22 protein-coding genes are annotated in these 22,725 nt (G+C 50.5%); 17 read left to right on the plus strand and 5 right to left on the minus strand.

Annotation, left to right across the window (positions count from 1 at the left end; translation table 11 throughout):
* Positions 1 to 51: 51 nt before the first annotated feature.
* Positions 52 to 681: a M23 family metallopeptidase gene (locus ACDC99_RS12855; RefSeq protein WP_007837448.1), complete on the minus strand. Its 630-nt coding sequence runs from the start codon at positions 679 to 681 to the stop codon at positions 52 to 54.
* Positions 682 to 901: 220 nt separating this feature from the next.
* Here ACDC99_RS12855 and ACDC99_RS12860 point away from each other — a divergent pair, with 220 nt between their 5' ends.
* The 16 genes from ACDC99_RS12860 to ACDC99_RS12935 all read left to right on the plus strand — a co-directional run bounded on the left by ACDC99_RS12860 (position 902) and on the right by ACDC99_RS12935 (position 17,175).
* Complete coding sequence (locus ACDC99_RS12860; protein WP_005816235.1) at positions 902 to 1,663, plus strand: DUF4099 domain-containing protein; 762 nt, start codon at positions 902 to 904, stop codon at positions 1,661 to 1,663.
* A gap of 23 nt (positions 1,664 to 1,686) precedes the next feature.
* On the plus strand, positions 1,687 to 1,911 hold the full coding sequence (locus ACDC99_RS12865; RefSeq protein WP_005816237.1) for a hypothetical protein: 225 nt from the start codon (positions 1,687 to 1,689) through the stop codon (positions 1,909 to 1,911).
* 37 nt (positions 1,912 to 1,948) lie between these two features.
* Complete coding sequence (locus ACDC99_RS12870; protein WP_005816239.1) at positions 1,949 to 3,544, plus strand: hypothetical protein; 1,596 nt, start codon at positions 1,949 to 1,951, stop codon at positions 3,542 to 3,544.
* A gap of 30 nt (positions 3,545 to 3,574) precedes the next feature.
* A complete protein-coding gene (locus ACDC99_RS12875; protein WP_005816242.1) occupies positions 3,575 to 4,717 on the plus strand; it encodes a toprim domain-containing protein in 1,143 nt (380 codons plus the stop codon).
* On the plus strand, positions 4,714 to 5,199 hold the full coding sequence (locus tag ACDC99_RS12880; RefSeq protein ID WP_005816244.1) for a PH domain-containing protein: 486 nt from the start codon (positions 4,714 to 4,716) through the stop codon (positions 5,197 to 5,199). The genes ACDC99_RS12875 and ACDC99_RS12880 overlap by 4 nt, the downstream gene beginning before the upstream one ends.
* Positions 5,180 to 5,881: a hypothetical protein gene (locus ACDC99_RS12885; RefSeq protein ID WP_005816246.1), complete on the plus strand. Its 702-nt coding sequence runs from the start codon at positions 5,180 to 5,182 to the stop codon at positions 5,879 to 5,881. Before ACDC99_RS12880 ends, ACDC99_RS12885 begins: the two co-directional genes overlap by 20 nt.
* A 17-nt stretch (positions 5,882 to 5,898) precedes the next feature.
* Positions 5,899 to 6,582: a hypothetical protein gene (locus ACDC99_RS12890; protein WP_005816248.1), complete on the plus strand. Its 684-nt coding sequence runs from the start codon at positions 5,899 to 5,901 to the stop codon at positions 6,580 to 6,582.
* Between the two features lie 93 nt (positions 6,583 to 6,675).
* Positions 6,676 to 7,338, plus strand: coding sequence for a hypothetical protein (locus tag ACDC99_RS12895; RefSeq protein WP_005816251.1), 663 nt, complete (start codon positions 6,676 to 6,678; stop codon positions 7,336 to 7,338).
* Positions 7,339 to 7,353: 15 nt separating this feature from the next.
* Positions 7,354 to 8,175, plus strand: coding sequence for a M23 family metallopeptidase (locus ACDC99_RS12900; RefSeq protein ID WP_005816253.1), 822 nt, complete (start codon positions 7,354 to 7,356; stop codon positions 8,173 to 8,175).
* A gap of 32 nt (positions 8,176 to 8,207) precedes the next feature.
* A complete protein-coding gene (locus ACDC99_RS12905) occupies positions 8,208 to 8,480 on the plus strand; it encodes a hypothetical protein (protein ID WP_007897422.1) in 273 nt (90 codons plus the stop codon).
* Between the two features lie 9 nt (positions 8,481 to 8,489).
* Positions 8,490 to 10,289 (plus strand): hypothetical protein, encoded by a 1,800-nt coding sequence (locus tag ACDC99_RS12910; RefSeq protein ID WP_005816255.1) that lies wholly within the window; start codon positions 8,490 to 8,492, stop codon positions 10,287 to 10,289.
* A gap of 82 nt (positions 10,290 to 10,371) precedes the next feature.
* Positions 10,372 to 12,828, plus strand: a complete 2,457-nt coding sequence (locus ACDC99_RS12915) for a MutS N-terminal domain-containing protein (RefSeq protein ID WP_005816257.1) — start codon at positions 10,372 to 10,374, stop codon at positions 12,826 to 12,828.
* Between the two features lie 4 nt (positions 12,829 to 12,832).
* On the plus strand, positions 12,833 to 14,389 hold the full coding sequence (locus ACDC99_RS12920; protein ID WP_005816260.1) for a glucosaminidase domain-containing protein: 1,557 nt from the start codon (positions 12,833 to 12,835) through the stop codon (positions 14,387 to 14,389).
* Positions 14,386 to 14,568 carry a hypothetical protein gene (locus ACDC99_RS12925; RefSeq protein WP_005816263.1) on the plus strand — a complete coding sequence of 61 codons (183 nt, stop codon included), beginning with the start codon at positions 14,386 to 14,388 and terminating at the stop codon, positions 14,566 to 14,568. The genes ACDC99_RS12920 and ACDC99_RS12925 overlap by 4 nt, the downstream gene beginning before the upstream one ends.
* A gap of 72 nt (positions 14,569 to 14,640) precedes the next feature.
* Entirely contained in the window at positions 14,641 to 15,246 is a 606-nt protein-coding gene (locus ACDC99_RS12930) for a hypothetical protein (RefSeq protein ID WP_005816265.1), read from the plus strand.
* A 6-nt stretch (positions 15,247 to 15,252) separates the two neighbouring features.
* A complete protein-coding gene (locus ACDC99_RS12935) occupies positions 15,253 to 17,175 on the plus strand; it encodes a zincin-like metallopeptidase domain-containing protein (RefSeq protein WP_005816267.1) in 1,923 nt (640 codons plus the stop codon).
* Positions 17,176 to 17,281: 106 nt separating this feature from the next.
* Here ACDC99_RS12935 and ACDC99_RS12940 read toward each other — a convergent pair whose 3' ends face one another.
* Complete coding sequence (locus ACDC99_RS12940; protein WP_005816269.1) at positions 17,282 to 17,647, minus strand: DUF2958 domain-containing protein; 366 nt, start codon at positions 17,645 to 17,647, stop codon at positions 17,282 to 17,284.
* 2 nt (positions 17,648 to 17,649) lie between these two features.
* Positions 17,650 to 17,943 carry a hypothetical protein gene (locus ACDC99_RS12945; protein ID WP_005816271.1) on the minus strand — a complete coding sequence of 98 codons (294 nt, stop codon included), beginning with the start codon at positions 17,941 to 17,943 and terminating at the stop codon, positions 17,650 to 17,652.
* Between the two features lie 394 nt (positions 17,944 to 18,337).
* On the opposite strand from ACDC99_RS12945, the gene ACDC99_RS12950 reads away from it, so the two are divergent.
* Positions 18,338 to 19,600: an ATP-binding protein gene (locus ACDC99_RS12950; protein WP_005816273.1), complete on the plus strand. Its 1,263-nt coding sequence runs from the start codon at positions 18,338 to 18,340 to the stop codon at positions 19,598 to 19,600.
* Between the two features lie 140 nt (positions 19,601 to 19,740).
* Here the strand turns inward: ACDC99_RS12950 and ACDC99_RS12955 are convergent, their stop codons facing one another.
* Together ACDC99_RS12955 and mobV are read right to left on the minus strand one after the other, a co-directional pair.
* Positions 19,741 to 21,147, minus strand: coding sequence for an OmpA family protein (locus tag ACDC99_RS12955; RefSeq protein WP_005816276.1), 1,407 nt, complete (start codon positions 21,145 to 21,147; stop codon positions 19,741 to 19,743).
* Between the two features lie 54 nt (positions 21,148 to 21,201).
* Positions 21,202 to 22,653: a MobV family relaxase gene (gene mobV / locus ACDC99_RS12960; RefSeq protein WP_008665034.1), complete on the minus strand. Its 1,452-nt coding sequence runs from the start codon at positions 22,651 to 22,653 to the stop codon at positions 21,202 to 21,204.
* Between the last annotated feature and the right edge of the window lie 72 nt (positions 22,654 to 22,725).

Consider the following 22,725-nt stretch of genomic DNA (forward strand, 5'->3'; position numbering starts at 1 on the left):
TTATTGCAATGCGGAAGGGGTGATGTGAACGACAAAAGACAAGGCGTTCTATTAGAGTGGATGCTTGATAAGATTGAGAAGAATGGACGGGTCGATGGCTCGTCCTTTTTTTGTGTCTTTGAGTGTGAGGTGCAGGTGGGGACCAGTACTGCGACCACTGTTGCCTGTCAGCGCGATGATGATGCCGGGACGGACGTGGGTGCCTTTGGTGACGAGAGTTTGGGAGAGGTGGCAATAGCTGACGGTGAAGTCGCCGTGACGGAGGGTGACATAGAGGCCTGAACGTTTGTCCTTGCCTACCTTGATGACCTCGCCGTGCATCATGGCGTATGTGGGTTCGTAATTTGCCTTCAAATCAAGCCCGTTGTGTAGGGCTTTTCTTTTTGTAAATGGGTCTCTGCGGTAGCCGAAAGGGCTGGTGACAGAGATATGACGGAGTGGACTGACAAGTGCCGTGTGGCGGTCGGTCTGCTCCGTTTGGGTTTGTAATGGGGCAAAGGCAAGAGAGTCTCGCCGCTGATGCGGCGAGCACGGAGGCAGTTGTTCGGATGTTGCGGACTGCGTCGTTTTTGGCACAGCCTTGCGGTGTACCTTAGTCTGTGTGACGGTATTGAACTGAGCGCATACTGTTGCTGATGAACAGAATATTGCTGCTATTGTGATGAGTAGAAATCGTTTCATGGTGCAAAAGTAACAAGCAATTCTTTGACTGGCATAAAGAACAAAGGGAAGACAAGAAGATTGTAACATAATATAGCAATCGAGTTTGATTTTTGAGCAGAAATCAAACTCAAATAATAATAATCGTCAAAAATAACACGCATTATCTTATGCAATTCTGCTTGTCTCTGAATAGGTATATAACTTTGCATGAGTTTAATTTCAAATTCAAAGTTAAAGTATGAAGCAAGTACGATTTGAAGAGAGCGAGGTGCCTTATCAGACACTGGCTCGTTTTGGTCTCACACAAGAGAAGATTGAAGACCTGCCCATGTGGGCGTTGGAAGATATTGGTCAGGGACGACGTTCACCGTTGCTGCCCATTCAGGTGAATAATGATGAGGGCGAGACATTGAAGAGCCGCACCCGATTTGCGTTGGTCCGTATGGAGGACGGCAAGGTGGATGTGGTCTTCTATCCGCAGTTGGAGAAATCACCATTGGAGGCTTTTACTCAGGAACAGCAGGAGGACTTGCTGGCTGGAAAGGCTATCCTTGCCGATGTTAAGGATGCTGATGGCAGGAGCAGCAAGGCTTTCGTGCAGATTGACACGGAGACCAATCAGGTGATGTCGGTACCTACGCCTGTCATCGGGCGCAACTTGGAGGTGCTGAAGGATGAACTGAAACTGAGTTCGGCAGAACTGACCGTGATGCAGAAGGGTGAGCCGCTCACGCTCATCATGGAGGACGAACAGGTGACGGTGGGTATTGACCTGAACGATAAGACCGGCATAAGGATTAATCAAGGCGACAGTCAGAAGTGGAAGGAGAACACCAAGCGAGAGTGGGACAAATACACCTTCGGGTGCTATGGCTGTTGGGTAATGGGCGATGACGGTAATCTTGACTATGTGCCTGAAGAGGAATACACGGAAGAACTTTGGAATGAGCAGAAGAAGAATGGAGAGCGCAACCGCGCCTCTTTTTCCATGCACAAATAATCTACACATAATATAATAAGTATATGGCATCAAATAAATATTATCCAGAGGATGTGCTCGTCGAGAAGATACAGAGCGGCGAGTACGGTTGGTTGGAGTATGTCAACCATCATTCTGCTGAATGGCAGGAAGAATATGAGAGCTATTGTCTGAACAACGGACTCTGCATTTGTGAAGAGAGTGCGGAGCAGTTTGTCCATCACAAAGATGAGGAACTGGAGAAGGCAATAGAGAACGGTGAAGCATGATAAATGAAGAGTGAAGAATGAAGAGTGAAGAATAAGTATGGCGATAAGAAAGAATACGAATCCCCAACAGATGGACCTGCAACCAGAGATGCGTGACTTGCTCATGCGCAATGGTATGCAGGCTCATGTGGTGAGTAATGGCAGCGGCTATCAGCTTGTGGTGCAAGGGCATGACAGTCCGCTGCTTACCTATAACATCACCGAGAAGCAGATGTTGGCTCTGACCGACTGGGGTACGAATCATGCCAACAAGTTAGCCTACAATACCTTTACGGGCATTGTGGGCAACGACTTCTATATGCCCAAGAACTTCGTTCATGCACGCAATGCCAACGGTCGTGTAGCTATGGGGCTGCACGGCTATCGTGTTGGTATCGGCGAGTATGGACGGATGGGGCGCATCGATATGCCACCACCCTTTTTAGGTTGGACACCACGCAGTCAGGAGGGATTCCATCTTCGCAGAGTTGGAGGACGATTGTTCTTCCCCGAAGCCCCGATTGTGCCTGAACGTTGGGACGGCAGAATGAAGCCTGGCGAATTGCAGAGCGGCGGTTATGGGTTCTATTATAAGGGACAGCAACAGAGTTATAGCCCTCAGCAACAGGATGTGCTGAAAGATTTGGAGGGAATCATAATGCCTTCCATCAGCCGCACGAGAAGCACGGAGCCAGCCAAGCCTTATAAGGAACTGATTACCTCGCCTGTCTATTTCACCAATGAGAAGTGGCAGGAGTGTCTGGCATCGCATGGCATCATCATTGATGAGAATGCGAAGACGCTGACCATTCAGTCGAACAGCGTCAATGCCGACATGGTGTATGACCTGACAGATGAGGAACTGAAGAAACTCACCTCCAACTCCATCAAGGAAGTGCCCGTCGTTCAACGCTTGGAACTGCTGAATGGCATCATCAAGGACGACTTTGCTGACAAAATCCTGATGGACACACTGAATAGCAAGGAGCGCATCGACCTGCATCTGCATCCCGAACTTGAACAGGAGTTGCAGCAGCGTCAGCAACAAGACGAGGAACGGTTGCTTCCGTTGGAAGAGGACGAGACTGTCAGACGTGACGTGTTGCAAGGCGATGCCATGGTGAGAGGTGAAGACCTTGCCTTGATTAATGAGAACAAGGGTTGGTATCGTGAGGGAGCGCATGGGCGTGAAGTGAAAGTCGGTGACATCATGGTGGAGAAAGTGCCTCCGATGGAGGGAGATAAGAAAGGCGAAGATAAGTATCGCATGACCGCCATTATCAATGGAGAAGCCATCACGCACGAAATCAAGCAGAAGGACTACGACAAGTTCTTGGCGGTGGATGACTACCATCGCATGAAACTCTTCTCCAAGGTTTTCAGTGAAGTGGATATGAAGACACGCCCCGAAACCAACGCCGGACTGGGCACGAAGATATTGGCGGCTCTGACGGCAGGAGCAGTCGTTACAGCAGAGGTGGCGCATGACATAAGCCACCATCATCACCATCCAGCCCCGGAGTTCTATGCAGAGCATCATGGCGGTCCACGTCCTTACTTCAAACCGGGAGTGGATTCGCCACAGGAGATTGCGGCAAGGTACTTTGAGGCAGAAGCAAATCATGTTGCCACGGAGATAAGGAGAGGATATTAACAATGTATAATTTACAATTTATAATTTATAATGAGTAGTGAACTGACATACGATGACTTTCTGGACAGGTTGAGCATACAGGAAGTACTGGTGGACGCAGGGTATCATCTGAACAAGAGAGATGGCTTGCGTTATCCGTCGTATGTGCGTACTGACAGTGAGGGCAGACGGGTGCGTGGTGATAAGTTCATTGTCACGCAGAATGGGAAATGTTGCTTCCAACCACCGCAGCAGAAGGTGTATAATGTCATTTCGTTCATCAAGGAGCATCCAGAAATGTTTTCAGAGAACAAGGTGGGAATGTCTCCTGACCGACTCGTCAACCTCGTCTGCAACCGACTGCTCAACCAACCCATAGAGGACAGACCATCGAAGATTACAGAACCAAGAAAGGACGGAAAGCCATTCAACCTGAATGACTACGACATCCACAAGTTCAATCCGCAGGACAGGGAAACGCAGAAAAGGTTTTATCCCTATTTTAAGTTCCGAGGCATCGACCTCTATACGCAGTATGCTTTTCATCGGCATTTCTGTCTGGCTACTAAGCATCGGACGGATGGACTTACCTTTGCCAACCTTGCCTTTCCGCTTGTACTGCCCAAGACACCCGACAAGACTGTGGGCTTTGAGGAACGAGGACGACCGAAGATGGACGGTAGCGGCGGTTACAAGGGCAAGGCAGAAGGAAGCAACAGCAGTGAAGGACTGTGGATTGCCAACCTCACGGGCGAGCCGTTGGATAAAGCAAGCGAAATTGTATGGTTTGAGAGTGCCTACGATGCCATGGCAGAGTATCAGATAAATCCTGTAAAGATGGTGTATGTATCTACGGGCGGCACACCCACCGAGGGACAGATGCGAGGACTTCTGTCCGTTACTCCCAACGCACGGCACTATTTGGGTTTTGACAAGGACGATGCAGGGCGGCAGTTTGTTGCAAACTTCAGGAAGGTGGCAGCAGAGATGGGCTTCCGTCACGAGCATGTGCAAGCCTATCATCCATTGGGTTGCTACAAGGACTGGAACGATGCGCTGCTCAACAAGAAATCAGCAGAACTGATTGCCAAGGGCGAACCAGATACCTTCGACTATGCCGAGTTTATCGCAGCCGGCAAGGCAGAGAAACAAAGGGAAAAAGAAGAAAAGAACACATATCATAGAAGCGTATGAGACAAGAAGATAATAGCATCATCACCTTGTGCCCCAGCATCGGACAGTTTTTCATCAACGAACTGCCTCTGTTGCTGTTGTGCGTGGCAATGCTCCTAATCGGAGGATTGCCCGGTTGTGCATATAGTACCCTGTTGCTTGTCTTCAGCCTCCTGTTCTCCCTCTGTTTACTCTACCGATTCATCTATCTGAGGAGTATCCGCTACCATATCGGGAGCGAGCAACTCATCTGTGAGCACGGAGTGTTTCAGCGGAGCGTGAACTACATGGAGTTGTACCGAGTGGTGGACTTTGCCGAGCATCAGACATTGATACAACAGTTATGCGGACTGAAAAGCGTGACCGTGTTGTCGATGGATAGAACGACACCGAAACTGGAAATGACCGGCATCAGCAACAGCTATGACGTGGTGAGTGTGATACGAACAAGAGTAGAAACGAACAAACGAAGAAAGGGCGTATATGAGATTACGAATAGATAAGATTTGGTTCATTGTCGTGGCATTGGTACTGAGCGTGCCGTCAGCCCATGCACAGATTGTGACTGCCAACCCTTTGGAATGGATGGCATTAGCAGAGGGCAACGAAGCCATCAACGGTGAGATAGAGAAGGAAATCAAAGGTCAGACCAAGACTGCCCTGTTGCAGAATACCATCGCCGCAGAGTTCACCAAGATACACGAATGGGAGAAGAAGTACAACAGTTATCTGAAAACCGCCAGTGGTTATGCCTCTTCCCTCAAAGCCTGTACCTATCTGTACGACGATGGAGTGAAGATATTCATCACCTTGTGTAAGATGCGCAAGGCCATCAACAATAATCCGCAAGGCATCGTTGCCACCCTCTCGATGAACAACCTGTATATGGAGACCGCCACGGAATTGGTGTCCGTCTTCACACTGCTGAAAGATGCAGTCGCCAAAGGAGGCAAAGAGAACATGCTGACTGGTGCGGAAAGGAGCAAGACGCTGTGGGCACTGAACGACAAGCTGAGTGCCTTCAGCAAGAAGCTGCATCGTCTTTATCTGTCTATACGATATTACACCATGACCGATGTGTGGAACGGCGTGACGGCAGGGATGATAGACCGAAGCAATGGAGAGATAGCCACCCAAGCCCTTAGCAGATGGCGCAGAGCAGGACGTATGACCATCAGTGATTAACGATAAAGGAATCAGTCATGAAGTATTTCATATCAATTGCCATTTTTATGTTTATATCATCTTTTGCAGGAGTGCGGGCGCAGAACGACCCGACTCTTGCGGGGATGATTCTGATGTACACCAACAAGGCGGAGAAAGAACTGAAGAATCAGGAGAAAGTGATGCTGCTACAATCCACCGGCCATATCTGGACCAAGGAGGAAGTGGAAGCCACTACCGACCTGCAGCGGGAGTTCAACAACTATCTGGACTCCTTCCGTTCCATCGTCAGCTATGCCGCACAGATATATGGTTTCTATCACGAGATAGGTCAGTTGGTGGACAATATGGGTGGATTGGTGGCGCAGTTGGATGCCCATCCTGCCAACGGACTTGCCGTAGCCCTGTCAGCCAAGCGCAACAAGATATACCGCGAGCTGATTATGAACAGCATCGAGATAGTTAATGACATACGCACGGTATGCCTGTCGGGCAACAAGATGACCGAGAAGGAGCGTGTGGAGATAGTCTTCGGCATCCGACCCAAACTGAAGAAGATGAACAAGCAGTTGAAGCGACTGACGAGGGCGGTGAAATACACCACCATGGGCGATGTTTGGATGGAGATAGACGAAGGGGCAAGACCCACCAAAGCGAACAAAGCCGAGATAGCAGCGGCTGCCAAGAGGCGGTGGAAGCAGGTGGGCAAGAACGTAAACTGATGGAGCAGCGAGAGCAGAGCCGAACTTGTTCGAGCTATGCCGAGTCGTGACAGAAGAAGACGAAGTCAAACCGTGATTAAAAAACGATAAGATATGGGATTTTGGAGTTCATTATTGAAATATGGTGGCAAGGCGGCACGAGGTACTGGCCATGTCATCGGAGTAACTGGAAAGACCTTAGGCAGTGCGGCACTCCACCCGCAACGCACCCTTATGGGAGCCGGCAAGGCTATGCAGACGGCCGCAGTGGGTAGTGCCGCAGGCTATGTGACATGGGAGAAGCTGACCACAGACAAGAGCGTGGCACGCATCGTAGGTGATGCTGTCATCGGCGAGAATGCCACGGAAGCGGTGGCACAAACCGCCAACGATGTGCAACGTCTGACGGGCAAGGCTGGTGAAGCCGTTGATGCGGTGAACACTGTAGCCGGAAAGATGGACACCCAGTTCAGCGGCATCAGTGATTTCTTTAGGAATATGTTCGGAGGCGTAGGATGCGACATGATAGGCAATCTCTTTGGCAATATCGGCAAGGGCAACGTGTCGGGTATGAGCATCGTCGGACTGGTGGCTGCCGCCTTCATGGTATTCGGACGCTTTGGTTGGATGAGCAAGATTGCGGGTGCCCTGCTTGGAGCGATGATCATCGGGAACAATTCTAAGGTGGCGCAAACTCTGCCTAACAGAGGCGGTACGTCTTCACATGGGCAGAACATGAAAGAAGCAGAGACCCAAAGCAGAGGGATGAAACGATAACCAATATACAGTGATATGAGATATACAGAAGAAATGATACTGCGCTCATCGAGCGGCTACTGTATGCCGTTTGAGGAGCCTATAAAGCAGGACGTGCAGATGTCCTTGGGTTACGGAGAGCAGAAAAATCCCGTGACGGGAGAAACATTCTTCCATCACGGCATAGACTTCTCAGTGAACCATTACCTGCTGTCGGCGGTGGCAACGGGAACCGTCTCTGCCATTGGGTCGGACGCGGAGCATGGCATCTACCAGACCATCCGCTACGGCAAATACGAAGTGACTTACAGGCATCTCTCCAATGTCTTCGCCAACTTCTCCCAAAGCGTCAAGGCCGGTCAGACCATCGCCATCAGTGGCGACCTGCTGCACATGGAGGTGAGGTTTGACGGAGAGGAAATCAATCCGTTGGAGTTCCTCACCATGCTCTACGGCAATATCAAGGCATTGGAGCACAATTCCCAAATGGGCATCAATGAACTGGACATGAACATCCCTTCACCCTACGACACCGACCGTCAGGAGATAGAGGCATTGATGCTCCGCTTCCTTCCCTCCTACTTCGAGGACCTTCAACAAGGAGCATACTCTCTGCCCGAACATACGGAGCAGTCGTTGAGAAACATCTTCTCGTTGGGAGCGAGCAAGCATTATTTCTACGAGACCATGCCGAGCATGGCTAATCCCTTGGGCATCGGCAACCGCTGTATGCCTTTGGCGACTAAGGTGCAGAACCTGCTCATTGCCGACTTTCTCAACTATCTTGCCATGCGACATCAGGTATATCTCTCCACGATGGACGAGGTGTTAAAAAAAAACTCCAAGAGCAAGCCCTGACGCATGACGGCATCATCGACCCTCTTGCCGACTTGGACGTGGATATCCAGAGCTTCGACATTCCGAGGATAGTGAGCGTCTATCCCGACCGGGCTGGCGTGAGATGGTGGACAAAGGCATGGTTCAATGGTAAGGAAGAGGGGGAACCCTCCGTGGAGATTGAGGAACGTATGGCCGTGCAGTTCATCCACTGCCAAGTGGACAAGGACGCATGGTTGGAGGAACACTATCCTAAGCAGATGGAGATATATCACAATGCCATCGAGCAGACAAAGGAACAGATATTACAGCAGTATAATATATAAACAAGGTATATGGCAGTTAAGAACAGTCAGCGATTCGCAGAGATAGAGCGTCTGATGGGCGACTACTTCGGGTGTCACCTTGCCCCCGTGATGGGCAGGGTGCAACGGGACTTGTCCAACAGACAGGCAGACGAGATGCGAGCCTACTCCAACAGTACGGCTGGCATCCTACGCTCATTGGCCACTGCCAATATGCCTGGTGATGACCCATACGCCACGCTGAAGATTACAGGCAAGTGGAACAGCAAGACCACCGAAGACTATCTGGCGATGTGCAAGGAGGCTATTGTCGGCAACAAGGATATGCAGCGTGACCTTGCCGTGATGGCTGAGGAATGGCGCAAGGCGGTGGTGACGGAGATAGGACGAGAGCGGTACGATGCACTCTCTAAACAACTCGGTTGTGATTTGGCATACGCCTATATCGATCACCGCATGGAGCAGCTGATGATAGAAAAAATGGTGAAAGACCGTATGCCAACATCTTCTGCCGACTATATCATCCGCAAGGCGGCACAAAGCAGTCTGTTCGGTCTGCCCTACGAACTGAACAAGTCACCCCTTGCCGCAGAGATAGAAGCCAAAGGAGAGGCAGCCTATAAGCCCTCTCGAACAGAGAAGGCAGCGGGATGGGCAGCCGGAGCGGGTGCCGATGTCGTGGCCATGGGAGGGATTGGCTCATGGGCAACCTTCGCCAAGTTTGTCGGTATCGATATGGTGATGAATGTCGGCATGGAGCACCTAAGCAAGAAAGGTAGCAGCCAAGAGGTCTGTGTCGAGGAGTGTATCAGCAAGGGAGTTTTCGGTACGGGCACCAACGTCTTCGCCTCATTCCGCAAACAGGCAAAAGTCATCAAGAACCACGAGAACAGCTATATCAAGGCTACCAACAGCCATTTCAAGAACAAGATTCCCACGAGCAATATCACTTTTATGGATTGGACGAAACAAACCGAGCAGACCTCTTTTCCTTGGAACAAAGGTACGTTCCTTGACCCTCAGAGAAACGAAGCAACCAAACGTACAGGCAAGTACAAGGATGTGCCCTTGATAGTTGCGCCTGGACAGGAAGACGAGTATCTGGAGGTTAAGGCGAGACTGGATGCAGAGGCTGAGAAGGAGAAGAAGGCAGAACCGAAAGAAACTCCTGATTCATCGACTGAAGAGGCAACACCATCTGTAGTCCAGCAGGAGGAAACAGCCTTACAAACAAACGAAAATGGATGGGACGGGCTGTTGCAGAGTTTTGGACTGAACGGCTTTTCAGACATCGGCAAGAACCTTGGTTATGTGTTGGCGATGCTGCCCGATGTACTGGTGGGACTGTTCACTGGCAAGACAAAATCGCTGAATATGGACAATAGCCTCCTTCCTTTGGCCTCTATCGTGGCTGGAATGTTCGTGAAGAATCCTATACTGAAGATGCTGTTGATGGGTATGGGAGGTGCCAATCTGCTCAACAAAGCGGGACATGAGGTGCTGGGCAGGAAACAGCAGGAAGGCATTGCACCTACAGTTAGTCCTGCTGCATCTCGCATTCAGTACCGCCAATATCCTGATGAACCACTCAATCCTCGTATCAGCAACCCGATGCTGCAAGGGCGGTGTCTCGTTGCCAACATTGACCATGTGCCTTGTACCATTCAACTGCCTGACAGTGTGATTGGGGCGCATCAGTCGGGGGCATTGCCGCTGAATACATTGGCTAACGCCATACTTGCCAAGAACGACCAGATGCGACAGATGGCAGCAATGCAGTACGAAGAGCAGGCACGGGAGAGCGTGGTGCGACCGAGGGGAATACAGTGAAGCCCGACAACAAAATTGTCGGGAACGGTGGCTTGGTAAGCCAATTATAGAATGTGATTGAGATAAACAAAAAGATAAAAGCATGAAAGAGAAATCAGAATTTGAGAAGCGGACGGCGGAGAAGCAGGTGTCGCTGCTCACTGAGGCACTGACGAGTGCGGTGGATGCCAAGGGACATTGGTTGAATGCAAGCGGCAAACTCTATCCGAAGCTCTATCCCAAGGGCTTTTCGGTCAGTCCGTTCAATGCCCTTGTCCTTGCCCTTGACTCCGATGCCAAGGGTTGCAAGAGCAATCTGTTTACGCAGTTCTCCGAAGCGAAGGCACGGGGTGAGAGCGTGAGGGAGCATGAGAAAGGTGTGCCGTTCCTGTATTACAATTGGAATAAGTACGTCAACCGCAACAATCCCGACGATGTCATCACCAAGGAGGCATACGCAGAACTGTCGGAACAGGACAAACAGCAGTACAAGGGAGTGAAAAACCGTGAGATCCGTGTGCTGTTCAATATCGACCAGACGCTACTGCCTATGGCTAACGAAACAGCCTACACTACGGCATTGAAGAAGGATGGCACGGTGGAGGATAGAGGTTATGGCGACAAGGAGGACAAGCAGCTGCATGGGTGCGTCAACGGATTCCTTCAGAAGATGAAGGACAACCTCGTGAATGTACGTCAGGACGGCACGGGTGTGGCGCACTACGACACCGAGAAGGATGTCATCTACCTGCCACGGCAGCGTGACTTCGAGCACTACAATGACTATGTACAGGAGATGATGCGTCAGTTGGTGTCTGCCACCGGTCATCAGCAGCGGTTGGCACGTGAGGGCATGGTCATGAAGAACGGCAAAGCCCCGTCGGAGGATGCCGTGAAGAAGGAACGACTCATCACTGAGATAGCTTCGGGCGTGAAGATGCTCGAACTGGGACTGCCTGCCCGTCTGTCAAAGGACAGCCTTAGCATGGTGGACTATTGGACGAGGGAACTGAAGGAAGACCCTTGTCTGATTGATGCCATCGAGAGTGAGGTGAACGGTGCGCTGAAGGTGTTGAAGAAAGCCGAACTGGGTGAAAAGGTGGAGTATGCCACCGACCAGCATCAGCGAGAGACGGCGCAGATACAGGTGCAGTTGCCCAACCACTACTTCGTAGCAGACGAAATCAAGCAGCATCCCAACGAGGAGCAGCGTACTGTGGTCATCGTGCGTGATGATGCCAGCAAGACCGCCGATGTGGTGCTGCCACAGGGTGCATCGTTGGAGGTGAACAACGAGATCAAGGGCATGAACAAGCAACGCTTCACCAATGCCTTGCAGAAAGAGGGTTATGACAACGTGCGTTTCTACAATCCCGACGGAGCCTTGGGCTTCCGTCCCGACGACAGTTATTTCGCCGACAAGAAAATCACGGTATCAAGACTGCGCAACTGGTCTATCGAAGACCTATCCTCGTTGGATGCTTCTGAGGCCGTAACCCACAGCCGTGACATCGGTTTCGACAATGTGCAGTTGGTAAAGGATGACAAGGAGCGGTGGGCATTGTACATCAAGCCCGAAGGTAAGGAGGGCTTTGCCGTCTATCCCGACAAAGGAGACCTCAATCATTTCTTCACCACCTTGAAGCAGTCGATGGACAACATCGAGCGTGTGCGTGAGGAACTGGCACAGAAGTATTATGCTATGGCAGAGGCGAAACCCGACCTGAAGGTGGACATCTTCGGAGGTAATGAGCAGGAGGTTGATTTGAACCGCATCCAGCGTGTGGCAGTATTCCGTGCCAAATCGGGCGAATGCCTGTGTGCAGCCACTATTGACGGCAAGAAGTTGCAGCCGAGAAGTGTCAGTCCGTCACAATGGCAACGATTGTGGGTGGCTCCTGACAGGGATTCCTACAAGCAGAACCTTGCCGCCTCGCTGTTTGCTGATGTATTGCAGAAAGACAACAATGTCGAGCAAAGTACACAAGAGAAGCAGGAAGAAGCGACGGAGGTGAAGCAAGCGGAGACGGCAATTGTCGATAAGCATGATGAACAGAAGGAAGTGGTACTTAAGGAAGATAAAAGCTCTGAACAAAGGGAAGAGAAGAAACAAGAGGAAAAGAAAGAAGAAAAGAAGGATGAAAAGGCTGTCAAGGCTGCTGTCTCTCCCCTTGTCCAACAATATCTTGACTTGAAGAAGAAGCATCCTGATGCCATTCTTTTGTTTCGCTGCGGTGACTTCTATGAGACCTACAAGGATGATGCGGTGAAGGCATCCAAAATATTGGGTATTACGCTGACAAAGAGCAATGGGCGCAAGGATGATGAAGGCAAGCCGTTGGCAATGGCAGGATTCCCATATCATGCCCTCGACACCTATCTGCCGAAGCTCATTCGTGCTGGTGAACGGGTGGCCATCTGTGACCAGTTGGAAATGCCGAAGCAGACAACATCATCGAAGCGTGGAATTACGGAGATGGTGTCACCTGGAAAAGAGACAGGAAAGCAGATGGCACAGGAAAGTCAAGAAACAGAACAACACACCAGTCTAAGGAGATAGGCTTATGGGAAAGAACGCAGCGTATGCCGCACAATATGCGGAGGAAGCCAAAGAACAGATGCGGATGTATGGGATTCCTGCCTCCGTCATCTTGGCGCAAGCCATACTGGAGAGCAGCAACGGACAGAGCCAACTGTCGCGCGAATGCAACAACCACTTTGGCATCAAGGCTACGGCATCGTGGTTGAAGAATGGCGGAGAGTATGGAGTCTATACGGATGATAGGCCCAACGAGAAATTCTGTAAGTACAAAAGCGTGGGTGACAGTTATGAGCATCACTCGCAGTTCCTGAAGCAGAACAAGCGTTATGCGCAGTGCTTCACGCTGTCGCCTGACGACTACAAGGGATGGACGAAGGGCATTGAGCGTGCCGGCTATGCCACGGGCGGCGGTTATGCTGCAAGTCTGCAGCGCATCATTGAAGCCAACGGACTGGACAAGTATGACAGTGAGGTGATGGCTGAGATGCGGGCAGAAGGTCGGTCGTTCGGGGTGGAGAATAATCCTCGTAGAGAAATGCCTGCTGCCCATGTACCGCAGTCTGCCGGGTATTCCTTTCCTGTGGAGCGAGAGGAGTTTCTCTTCATCACCTCGCCTTTCGGCAATCGCCAGGATCCGATGGATGCCACCAAGCAGCAGATGCACAAGGGCATTGACATCAAGACGAACCATGAGGCGGTGTTGGCCACGGAGAACGGCGGCAAGGTGGTGGCGGTGAACCATAATGCGAACACGGCAGGAGGGAAATCCGTCACCGTGGAATACAGCCGTGAGGATGGCAGCAAGGTGCAATGCTCCTACCTGCATCTGTCTGACATAGCAGTAAAGGTAGGTGACGTGGTTAATGCCAGTCAGAAGTTGGGGGTGTCGGGAAATACCGGCACCAGAACCACTGGCGAGCATCTGCATTTCGGAGTGAAGAGTGTATCGGCTGACGGCTCAAAAAGGGATATGGATCCAGCCGCTTATCTGGCAGAAATCGGACAGAAAGGCAACATCAAGCTACAGGCCCTGCATAACGGCAATGACCTGTTGGCAAAATACAAGAGCAATGCGCCACAGGAGCAGAAGGTTTCGTCGGAGGACTGGATGAAGAAAATCCTTTCCTCGGAGGACAGCGGCGTGGGCATTTCGGGAACGAATGACCCTATACTCGACATGGCGATGACCACCTTCATGTCGCTGATGATGTTGGCAGCGCAGATTGACAGCAATGATGAGGAACGACAAAAAGGACTTATCTCTGCCATGGCAGCCAACCGGCTCGTAGATTTGACCTCGCTTGTTCCAGGCATGAGGCAATGCACCATTACTGTGGGTGAGAACGGCAAGACTGTGCTTCATGCAGAGAGCGGTACGGTGAAGATTGACCGTGAACTGACCTCCTCGGAGATGAACCGCCTGTCGCTCATTTTGGGCAATGCCAATCTGTCGGAAGAAAGCAAACGGACGAAGATTGCGGGAATGGTGACAGGCATCGTGGCGACACAGCAGGCTTCGCAGAACTTCGAGCAAGGGATGGAGGCTGAGAGTCAACAACAAAATCTGCAAAGGAAATGAAAAGGATAGCAAGTCATCTGTGTACATTGCTGGTGGGTATGGTAGCTGTGGCAGGACACTTCATGCTTACCCAATGGCTTTTCGGTCAGACCGTGGCCATCATCTATCTCGGCTTCCAACTTATCATAGCAGCGTGGATAGTCTATGAACTGATACGTGCGCTAGTATATGATGATTGAAAAGAGATTATTGTCATTGCTAAGACATTTCACTTGGACGATGGATATGTATAATTCAAATAGTATCGAGCAATGATCAAATGTAATGTAACAGTGTGCGGAACGGTCAGCAAGGCTGCGACCTGCCGCACGAACAAGGAGGGCAAGGCATTCGTGAGCTTTGCCATGAACGTAGTCATTCCAGCGAAGAGCGGGATTAACAAGACCATCGAGGTGTCGGTCATCAAAGATGGGACACTGACGGAGGTGGGCAGCTGCAACATCGGCGAACGCATTGAGGTAGCCGGTGTATTGGTACCAAGAAAATGGGGCGATGTCCTTTATTTCAACCTGTCGGCAAGCAGCATCAGCCACCAGCCTGACGAGGCAGAGGACTGCATCAAGGGCGTGATGGAGTTCCGCGGCAAGGTGGGCAAGAGCATTGAGGACAAGACGGACAAGAATGGTGTGCCGTACTGCCAGTTCTCCGCTTTCAGCGCAGAGAAAGTACAGGACGGATTTGAATACATCTGGGTAAGTTTCTTCCTATTCGATGGCAAATGCGAGGCATGGCTGCAACCAGGCGTGAAAGCGAACATCAAAGGGGCATTGTCTGTCAGTGTCTTCAATGACAAACTGGACTTCTCCTGCCGAGTGTCTGAAATGAGCGAATATGTTCCGCAGCCCTATAATGGTTAATTGACTATGGGAAAGCCTTATGCTAAGGAAGGTCCGAGTGCCGAAGACAAGGCACTCGACCTGTTTGCCGATATGATGATTGAGCGTATTCAGTCGCTGTCGGGCAAAGACGGATGGAAAAAGCCCTGGTTTACTGAAGGTGCGTTGCAATGGCCGAAAAACCTGAACGGACGAGAATATAATGGCATGAACGCTATGATGTTGCTCCTGCATTGCGAGAAGGAGGGTTACAAGATTCCTCGCTTCTGTACCTTCGACCGCATACAGCAGTTTAACAAAACTGGCAAGAAAGACGAGGAACAGAAGCCCCGTGTGTCAGTACTGAAAGGTGAGCATTCTTTCCCCGTGATGCTCACCACGTTTACGGTGGTCAATAAGGAAACAAAGGAACACATCAAGTGGGAGGACTACAAACTGCTCTCTCAGGAAGAGCGCGAAAAGTACAATGTATATCCAAAGCTTCAGACTTACCATGTCTTCAATGTGGCGCAGACCAACCTGAAGGAGGTCAGACCAGAGTTTTGGGAGAAACTGGAACAGGAATACTCGATGCCCAAGGTAGAGAAGGACGAGCAGTTTGCCTTTGAACCCGTGGATAGGATGATAGCGGACAACCGTTGGATATGTCCCATCAAACCGATGTTCGGTGATTCCGCCTATTTCTCCATCAGCAAGAATGAGATTGTGATGCCTGAGAAAAGGCAGTTCAAGGATGGGGAGTCTTTCTACTCGAACCTTTTCCACGAGATGGGACACTCCACGGGTGCGGAGGGACAGTTAGACCGCATCAAGCCCGCTACCTTCGGCTCGGCAGAGTATGCACGCGAGGAACTGGTGGCAGAACTGACGGCTGCGCTGACCGCTCAGCGGTATGGCATGACAAAGCATCTGAAAGGAGATTCGGCTGCCTATTTGAAGTCTTGGCTGGATTCGCTGAAGGAGTCGCCGCAGTTCATCAAGACCACGCTACTCGATGTGAAAAAAGCTACCTCAATGCTCACGCAGCATATCGACAAGATTGCTATGGAGATAGACCAGGAGAAAAAGGCTGAGCAGGAAAACGGGCAAGGGAAAAGTTATCTATCCATAGATGACGGCGACCATGCAGTCTTGGCATATAATGGTTCTGCTGTATATATCCAGCATCATGAGAAGGAGGACTCTGTAAAGATTGCTGTGCCGACGAGTAACGGTCTGGAAGTGAAACTCTCTGTTCCTTACGACCACGGCAAAGACCTTGACACCAATTATCAGGAGGCTTTTGCCCAGTACAAAAGCCTGACAGAGCCTTCACAATCGAAAGAAAACGTCTATTATGCCTCCATCGCCTATCTCCAATCAACGGATGACACATCGGAACTGGATAAGCTAAAGGAGAAAGGTGACTATCAAGGACTGCTGACGCTTGCCAAGGAATACTATGACGGGAACGGCATGGACGAGGAGCAGACCTACAGGAAGCCGTGCCAGAACAGAGGCGATGACCTGCTAATAGAGGACAAGGACTTTGCAGTGGTCTATAACGGGAGTGTCGGCGGTACGTATGAGGTGTTCCTGAAGCATACGGAGCAAGAAGTGCGTGACCATATCACTCGCTATGGCATAGGACGTGCCAGTGAGGACGTGAAGGCTGTGGCGAGGGAGATGACCGCCGAAGAGTTTTCGGAATTGGCGCAGCGAAAAATGCCGATATTCCAAATGCCGAATGGTGGTTTGCTGAACCTGCAATATAACAAGGATAAGGATAGCCTGGATGTGGGGACTGTGACCAATGCAGGACTCTCTGTGAAGCATACCTTCCCTTTCAGCCACAACCATTCTATGGACGCAAACATCAGCTCTGCGTATGAGCAACTGCTTGACATGGAGGAGTACCAGAAGGAAGAGGTACAAGAGGAGCACGTTGCCAAGTCCGCTTTCCGAAGATGAGAGTAGTATCGTAGTATATACTAATCGTAGGCTTTACTACTCATAGTAGGTACTAACAATAGTCAGCCGCAAGGAGTAATGTCCCTGCGGCTGATTTAATTTGGGGTCATTCCATATTATGAAGGAATGCTTGTAAATCCTCGTCTGGAATGCTCTTCAGTTTCACCGGCTTGAAGCCGTCCAACTGCTCCACTTGAAATATCTCGTCCACTCCATATTTGGAGCCATCCACCTTTACGCTCTCCATTTCATTGACGGAGGTATAGCCATACTCCGTTTCATGCAGACCGCATACGATGGTGAACAACGTGGTGTCGTTACCTTCCGGCTGTCCTTCAAGTACGAACCAACGGACGTGTCCGATGAAGAATATTGCCACACAAACGGCATCCTTGCCTTTGCCGTCCTGTGAATACAGAGGATAGGATTTCAGTATCTCCTCCAATACGGGTGTAATCAATCTGCTTGCCATAGTCAATCGTTGTTAAGTGTTCTGTAATACATTCTGTTCTCTACAAGGTGTTCGATGGCCTCTGCTGCCAATCGGCACACCCACTCGTCACGCTGGTCATAACGACCTTTTTGATAGTCGTTGGCAAGGCGTTCCAAGAAGGCAAACACCACCTTGCCCTTTTCGTTGATAAGATAGCGATGGTCATCTGCAAGGGCATTGCCTACCTTGGCGGCTGACCCCATCTGACCGTTTACGAACCGTGAGAAGCACTCGACAAATGCCTGCTCGTTTTCTGATAATCTGTGTAATTCCATACGCAAAGAAATTATTTGTTCAACTTGTTTTTCTTCCCTCCTTTTGAAGCCTTTCGGCTCCTCTTGTCGGGAACTGATTTTTCGTGCATCAAAAGACTGCGGAATGAGGGCGATAAGGCAAGAAAACAGACGGAGGAGTTAATGAAATACCCAAATCTTTGATTTGCGGAAAGCTGTCGTTCAGTCCTCTGCCTGTTAGCATGGCGGTACTTGACCATTCGCCCGGGCAGTAACTTTGCAAAGAAAAATGGGCATCGGCAAGTGGAATAGACACTACAAAACAGGAAAATCATTGATTTTTAGTGCATTTTTCTTTATTTCTTTCTTTGATTTAGGATAAAATATATAACTTTGCCTCCGAAAAAGTGTCACAAGTGACAGTTTTTCGTAAAATATGATAGTAAACAGATATAGATACATAGAACAGTTGAGCCGTTCAAAGAACAACGGGCTCATAAAGATAATCACAGGATTGCGACGTTCAGGCAAGTCGTTCCTTCTGAAGAAACTCTTTCATCAGCATCTATTGGATGAGGGCGTGAGAGAAGACCATATTCTCGTCATCGACATGGAGAGTAGGAAGAACAGAGAGTTCAAGAACCCGGACTACCTGTTGGACTGGGTGGAAAAGATGATGATTGACTATGAGACTTATTATATCATCATCGACGAGGTGCAGGAGGTGGAAGACTTTGTAGAGGTGCTCTCTTCCTTGTCAGTTACCGAAGGGGCGGATGTGTATGTCACAGGCTCCAACTCGCGTTTCCTGTCCTCTGACCTGGTGACGGAATTCCGAGGCAGAGGTGACGAGATACATGTGTGGCCACTATCCTTCAAGGAGTTCATGACGGTGTATGATGGTTCGAAAGAAGACGGTTGGGCTGAATACAGACTGTACGGAGGTTTGCCGCAACTACTTACACAGGTTGGGGATGAGAAGAAGGCTGATTTCCTGCGTCGCCTTTATCGCACGGTATATCTACGTGACATCTACGAGCGGAACAACATAGAACTGAGACCTGAATTTGAAGAATTGTCGAAGACCGTAGCATCCAGTATAGGAGCACCTGTCAATGCACTGAATATAGCCAATACGTTCAAGTCCGTAAGCAATGTGCAGAGCATAACCGACAAGACAGTGTCGGCTTATCTGGAATATATGCAGGATGCTTTCCTTATCGAAAAATCCGAAAGGTTCGACATCAAAGGACGGAAATACATAGGTTCGTTGTCCAAGTATTATTATCAGGACGTAGGTCTGAGGAATGCTATTCTGTCGTTCCGTCAGAGCGAGCCGACACATATCATGGAGAACGTCATCTACAATGAGATGCGTATGCGAGGATGGCTCGTGGATGTGGGTAACGTCTATCATCGAGTGAGGAATACGGAAGGAAAGCAGCAGAGGGTGACATTGGAAGTGGATTTTGTCTGCAACAAAGGGAGCGAGCGGATCTACATCCAGTCGGCGTGGCGTATGCCCGATGCAGAAAAGATGGAACAGGAGAAACGGTCGTTGCGTCTTGTAGATGACTCTTTCCGCAAACTGCTGATCGTGGGAGAACATACCAAGCAGTGGAGCGACGAAAACGGCATACAGATAATGAGTATATATGACTTCCTGCTTGACTGGTCAAGTACTGAGAAACACGGATAAAAAAAAGATATGCGCATAGAATATGCGTTAATACATATATGATTAAGGGAGGGCCTATCCATCACGGACAAGCCCTCCCTTTCTAAAATTTATCAATGAAAAAAAAGTTTTAGTGCTCTTGTTCGGAGCTGTATGTCTGGCTATAGATACAGCAGGATTCTGGTATGGCGGTTCGCCTCATTGGGCGAGTAATCGTCAATGCCGCCATCGAAAATCTGAGAGATGGTGCCATTTTCCATACCACGTTTCATCAGTTCCTCTGCAATGAATCTGGCACGGGAACGGCTGAGGTTATCATTGATGGCTTCACTGCCTGTGGCACTGTCGGCAGCGCCGATGACCTTAACTTTCAAGCCATATTTCTTGGCGATGCGTGCTACTTCGTCGAGATTGACGAGCTGTGACCTGTTGAGCAACCTGTCAGTGCCAAGTTCAAAGAAGAAATAGATGGGCGCACCTATGCAAGCCTTTCCTGAGTGGATGAGCGATAGGTAATCGTCTTCCGGCTCACCTTCAGCATTGCCATATTCTTCTGTACAAGAGGCGGACTCCATGACCTTTGTCTTTTGACCATTACCATACTTGTCTCTCATTCTTGCACGCAGCGAGTTGAGACCGCTGTAGTCGTTTCGAGGATAGCCATTTGTGACGGAAGAAGCGGCATCGTCAGAAAAGAGGTGGCCGTACTTGTCCAGAAGTCCCTCGATGGCAAGAATCTTGCGCAGCTGCTCCAGAGTCTGACAATCTCGATCGTGCTGGGCGTGATAGCGGCTGTTGCTGTCAGAAAGGGATGAGGCGTATGCCGAAAGCCATTCGTTCTGTGCGATGTACGGGCGAGCGTCTATCACTCGCTTCCAGCCAGTCTTGCCGATGCGGACAGAGAGGCCGAGGGATGCGGACAGCAGATGGTCGCCAAGGCGGTGTGCCTTGCCATAGCCGTCAAAATCCTGCATGGTGGTCATGTTGCCTATCTCTGCCGTAACAGCAATGCGTGGGGAGAGATGATACTGCCCCTGTATGCCGTAGGAAATGGCAAAGGGCTTGTGGGCATTCACCTTGTTGTGCAGCATACCCACGCCCACGTATGGAATGACACTCCATCTGGCAAGAGTGTGTACATCGTCCTTGTAGAGGTTGCCGAGGACATTCCACATGAAATCAGCACGCAGGTACTGGTAGTCCTGCGAGGAGTTGTTGCAGTCGTTGAACTGCATACCGCCATAGTTCAGACGACCGCCGACGGAAGGTGTGAACCATTTGCCGATCGACACGGAGAATGCCGGTTTCATGCGACCGAATAGGTCGTTGCATCCGAGCGGTTTGCCGAGGAAGACCGTAGTTCCTCCTGCCGCTTGGACAAACCAGTTGTCCGTCCATGGCGAAGCTACCAATGCCCCTTTCATGTAGGAAGGTTTAAGCGGACGAAGCATACCGTCTGCCGAAAGTCTGCATACAACGGTGGTGGTGTCCGCCGTGCGGTGATAGTCTTTGGCTTGCGCACCCAATGAAAGGGCGAAGCCAAGGGATAGAATAAGTATTTTTCTCATGTTGTTCAATTTAATCTGGTGAATACTATAACAGGTGATACGTGACAGTGCCGCTTATCGTTTCTTCCTTTTGCCGGAAGAGGGGCGCATCATGCGTGCAGCTTTCATCATGCAACGGCGTGCCCAAGCGCGTTCATCCTCGTCATCGTCACGTCCCCATTTGAGGTCGGACGAACTGCCGCCACCGCCATGACCTTCGGCAAAGGTGGTGGCATCATCGACGTAGCCGAGGAATAGAAGCGTGGCACAGTACATCACCTCCGTTCCATTCTCCGCAAAGGCCTGAAGCAGGGAACCGTCAAACACGTCCTTGCCCTCATTGGAAAGCCGTGCCACACGTTCGGAGAACTCGCTGACCATGTTTTCGAGAAGGGCATTTCTGAGAACGGTGTCCGCACCTTGTCGGATAGTATCGGAATATCTGTGTGCCTCCTGCCGCAACTCCTCCGTGCGCTCCTTCATGGCGGTCATCTCCTCACGCAGGGCATCGAGCTTGCGGTCAGCCTCTGAGAGCTTCTCCTGCTTGTCGTCCAGTTTCGACTGGATAGCGGACAGTTCCTGCTCCAGCTCTTGGACTTGCTGACGGAGAGCATCAGGATTGTCGTGACCTGCAAGAATCTGCCGATGCAATTCAGCAAGTGCCGCCTCCTTCTCAACCTTCTCCTGCAAGAGGTTGTTGACCATTGAGGTGAGTCCTTTTACTCTCCGCTCTGCCAGACGGATGTCCGATTGGAGCGAGGCGAGTGTCCGCTGATGGGTGGCGACGGACTGCTCAATGGTGGTGCACTGTTCTGACAGCTGGCGGCGGTATTCTTCGGTGGTGCGGTGGCGTGCTCCCGTCTCTGAGACGGAAGTTCCGCGCTCCATGCCCCAACGCTTGTTGACATCGGCAAATTCGCTGTGCAGGGCTTTCATCCTGGCAGAAAACTCGTACTTGTCCTTTCCGGCGAATATCTGTTTGTATGCAAACTTGCCGTCCTTGATTGGCAAGAGGGTGCAGTGAACGTGCGGATTGGTTTCGTCCAAGTGTAAGATGAAAGCGACGATGTTCTCCTCACCGTATTTGTCCGCAACAAAGCGGTAAACATCCTTTGCCCATTCCTCAATGTCCTTGCATCGGGTTAGATGCGAATTGTCCGCTCCGTGAGTGAGATTCACCTTCTGGTCACCGAATGCCAATTCTGTCATACGTTCTCGTGAGCCTCCGAAGATGAAATTGACCACTGTGCGGAAGCGTGGCTCTGCCAGTCCCTCGTTGGGGTCTTTGATTCCACGGCTCCGCAGGATGTCTGCCATGCGCTCCGGGATGCTTCGGCTCTTGTCTATAGGACAAACCTTGCCGCCCCGAACCTCGAAGTTGAGCCGCTCACGGCTGCGGTCGTAGTTGCCTGTTGATTCAGCGGATCCCCAACCCTTTTCCGTCCAACGGCGTTGGTGCTCGTTGCTCTGTGCTGTGGTGATTCCCTTAGATGGTCGGAAATCCATAACCTGTTTTGGTGTTGCCATAACCTATTTCCTTTTATGTGTGTACAACTCTCCTGTCTCCAGCTTGCTGCTTGTAAGGACAGCCTCCCGATG

This window comes from Prevotella pectinovora (assembly GCF_041323955.1).
In the GTDB taxonomy this organism is placed as follows: Bacteria; Bacteroidota; Bacteroidia; order Bacteroidales; family Bacteroidaceae; genus Prevotella; species Prevotella pectinovora.

Bases quoted from the DNA above. Each gene is read 5' to 3' on its own strand.
- ACDC99_RS12885 (WP_005816246.1), top strand. From the start codon at position 5,180: ATGAGATTACGAATAGATAAGATTTGGTTCATTGTCGTGGCATTGGTA.
- ACDC99_RS12895 (WP_005816251.1), top strand. From the start codon at position 6,676: ATGGGATTTTGGAGTTCATTATTGAAATATGGTGGCAAGGCGGCACGA.
- ACDC99_RS12915 (WP_005816257.1), top strand. From the start codon at position 10,372: ATGAAAGAGAAATCAGAATTTGAGAAGCGGACGGCGGAGAAGCAGGTG.
- ACDC99_RS12860 (WP_005816235.1), top strand. From the start codon at position 902: ATGAAGCAAGTACGATTTGAAGAGAGCGAGGTGCCTTATCAGACACTG.
- ACDC99_RS12855 (WP_007837448.1), bottom strand. From the start codon at position 681: ATGAAACGATTTCTACTCATCACAATAGCAGCAATATTCTGTTCATCA.
- mobV (WP_008665034.1), bottom strand. From the start codon at position 22,653: ATGGCAACACCAAAACAGGTTATGGATTTCCGACCATCTAAGGGAATC.
- ACDC99_RS12910 (WP_005816255.1), top strand. From the start codon at position 8,490: ATGGCAGTTAAGAACAGTCAGCGATTCGCAGAGATAGAGCGTCTGATG.
- ACDC99_RS12870 (WP_005816239.1), top strand. From the start codon at position 1,949: ATGGCGATAAGAAAGAATACGAATCCCCAACAGATGGACCTGCAACCA.
- ACDC99_RS12890 (WP_005816248.1), top strand. From the start codon at position 5,899: ATGAAGTATTTCATATCAATTGCCATTTTTATGTTTATATCATCTTTT.
- ACDC99_RS12920 (WP_005816260.1), top strand. From the start codon at position 12,833: ATGGGAAAGAACGCAGCGTATGCCGCACAATATGCGGAGGAAGCCAAA.
- ACDC99_RS12950 (WP_005816273.1), top strand. From the start codon at position 18,338: ATGATAGTAAACAGATATAGATACATAGAACAGTTGAGCCGTTCAAAG.
- ACDC99_RS12880 (WP_005816244.1), top strand. From the start codon at position 4,714: ATGAGACAAGAAGATAATAGCATCATCACCTTGTGCCCCAGCATCGGA.
- ACDC99_RS12900 (WP_005816253.1), top strand. From the start codon at position 7,354: ATGAGATATACAGAAGAAATGATACTGCGCTCATCGAGCGGCTACTGT.
- ACDC99_RS12875 (WP_005816242.1), top strand. From the start codon at position 3,575: ATGAGTAGTGAACTGACATACGATGACTTTCTGGACAGGTTGAGCATA.
- ACDC99_RS12940 (WP_005816269.1), bottom strand. From the start codon at position 17,647: ATGGCAAGCAGATTGATTACACCCGTATTGGAGGAGATACTGAAATCC.
- ACDC99_RS12930 (WP_005816265.1), top strand. From the start codon at position 14,641: ATGATCAAATGTAATGTAACAGTGTGCGGAACGGTCAGCAAGGCTGCG.
- ACDC99_RS12925 (WP_005816263.1), top strand. From the start codon at position 14,386: ATGAAAAGGATAGCAAGTCATCTGTGTACATTGCTGGTGGGTATGGTA.
- ACDC99_RS12955 (WP_005816276.1), bottom strand. From the start codon at position 21,147: ATGAGAAAAATACTTATTCTATCCCTTGGCTTCGCCCTTTCATTGGGT.
- ACDC99_RS12935 (WP_005816267.1), top strand. From the start codon at position 15,253: ATGGGAAAGCCTTATGCTAAGGAAGGTCCGAGTGCCGAAGACAAGGCA.
- ACDC99_RS12865 (WP_005816237.1), top strand. From the start codon at position 1,687: ATGGCATCAAATAAATATTATCCAGAGGATGTGCTCGTCGAGAAGATA.
- ACDC99_RS12945 (WP_005816271.1), bottom strand. From the start codon at position 17,943: ATGGAATTACACAGATTATCAGAAAACGAGCAGGCATTTGTCGAGTGC.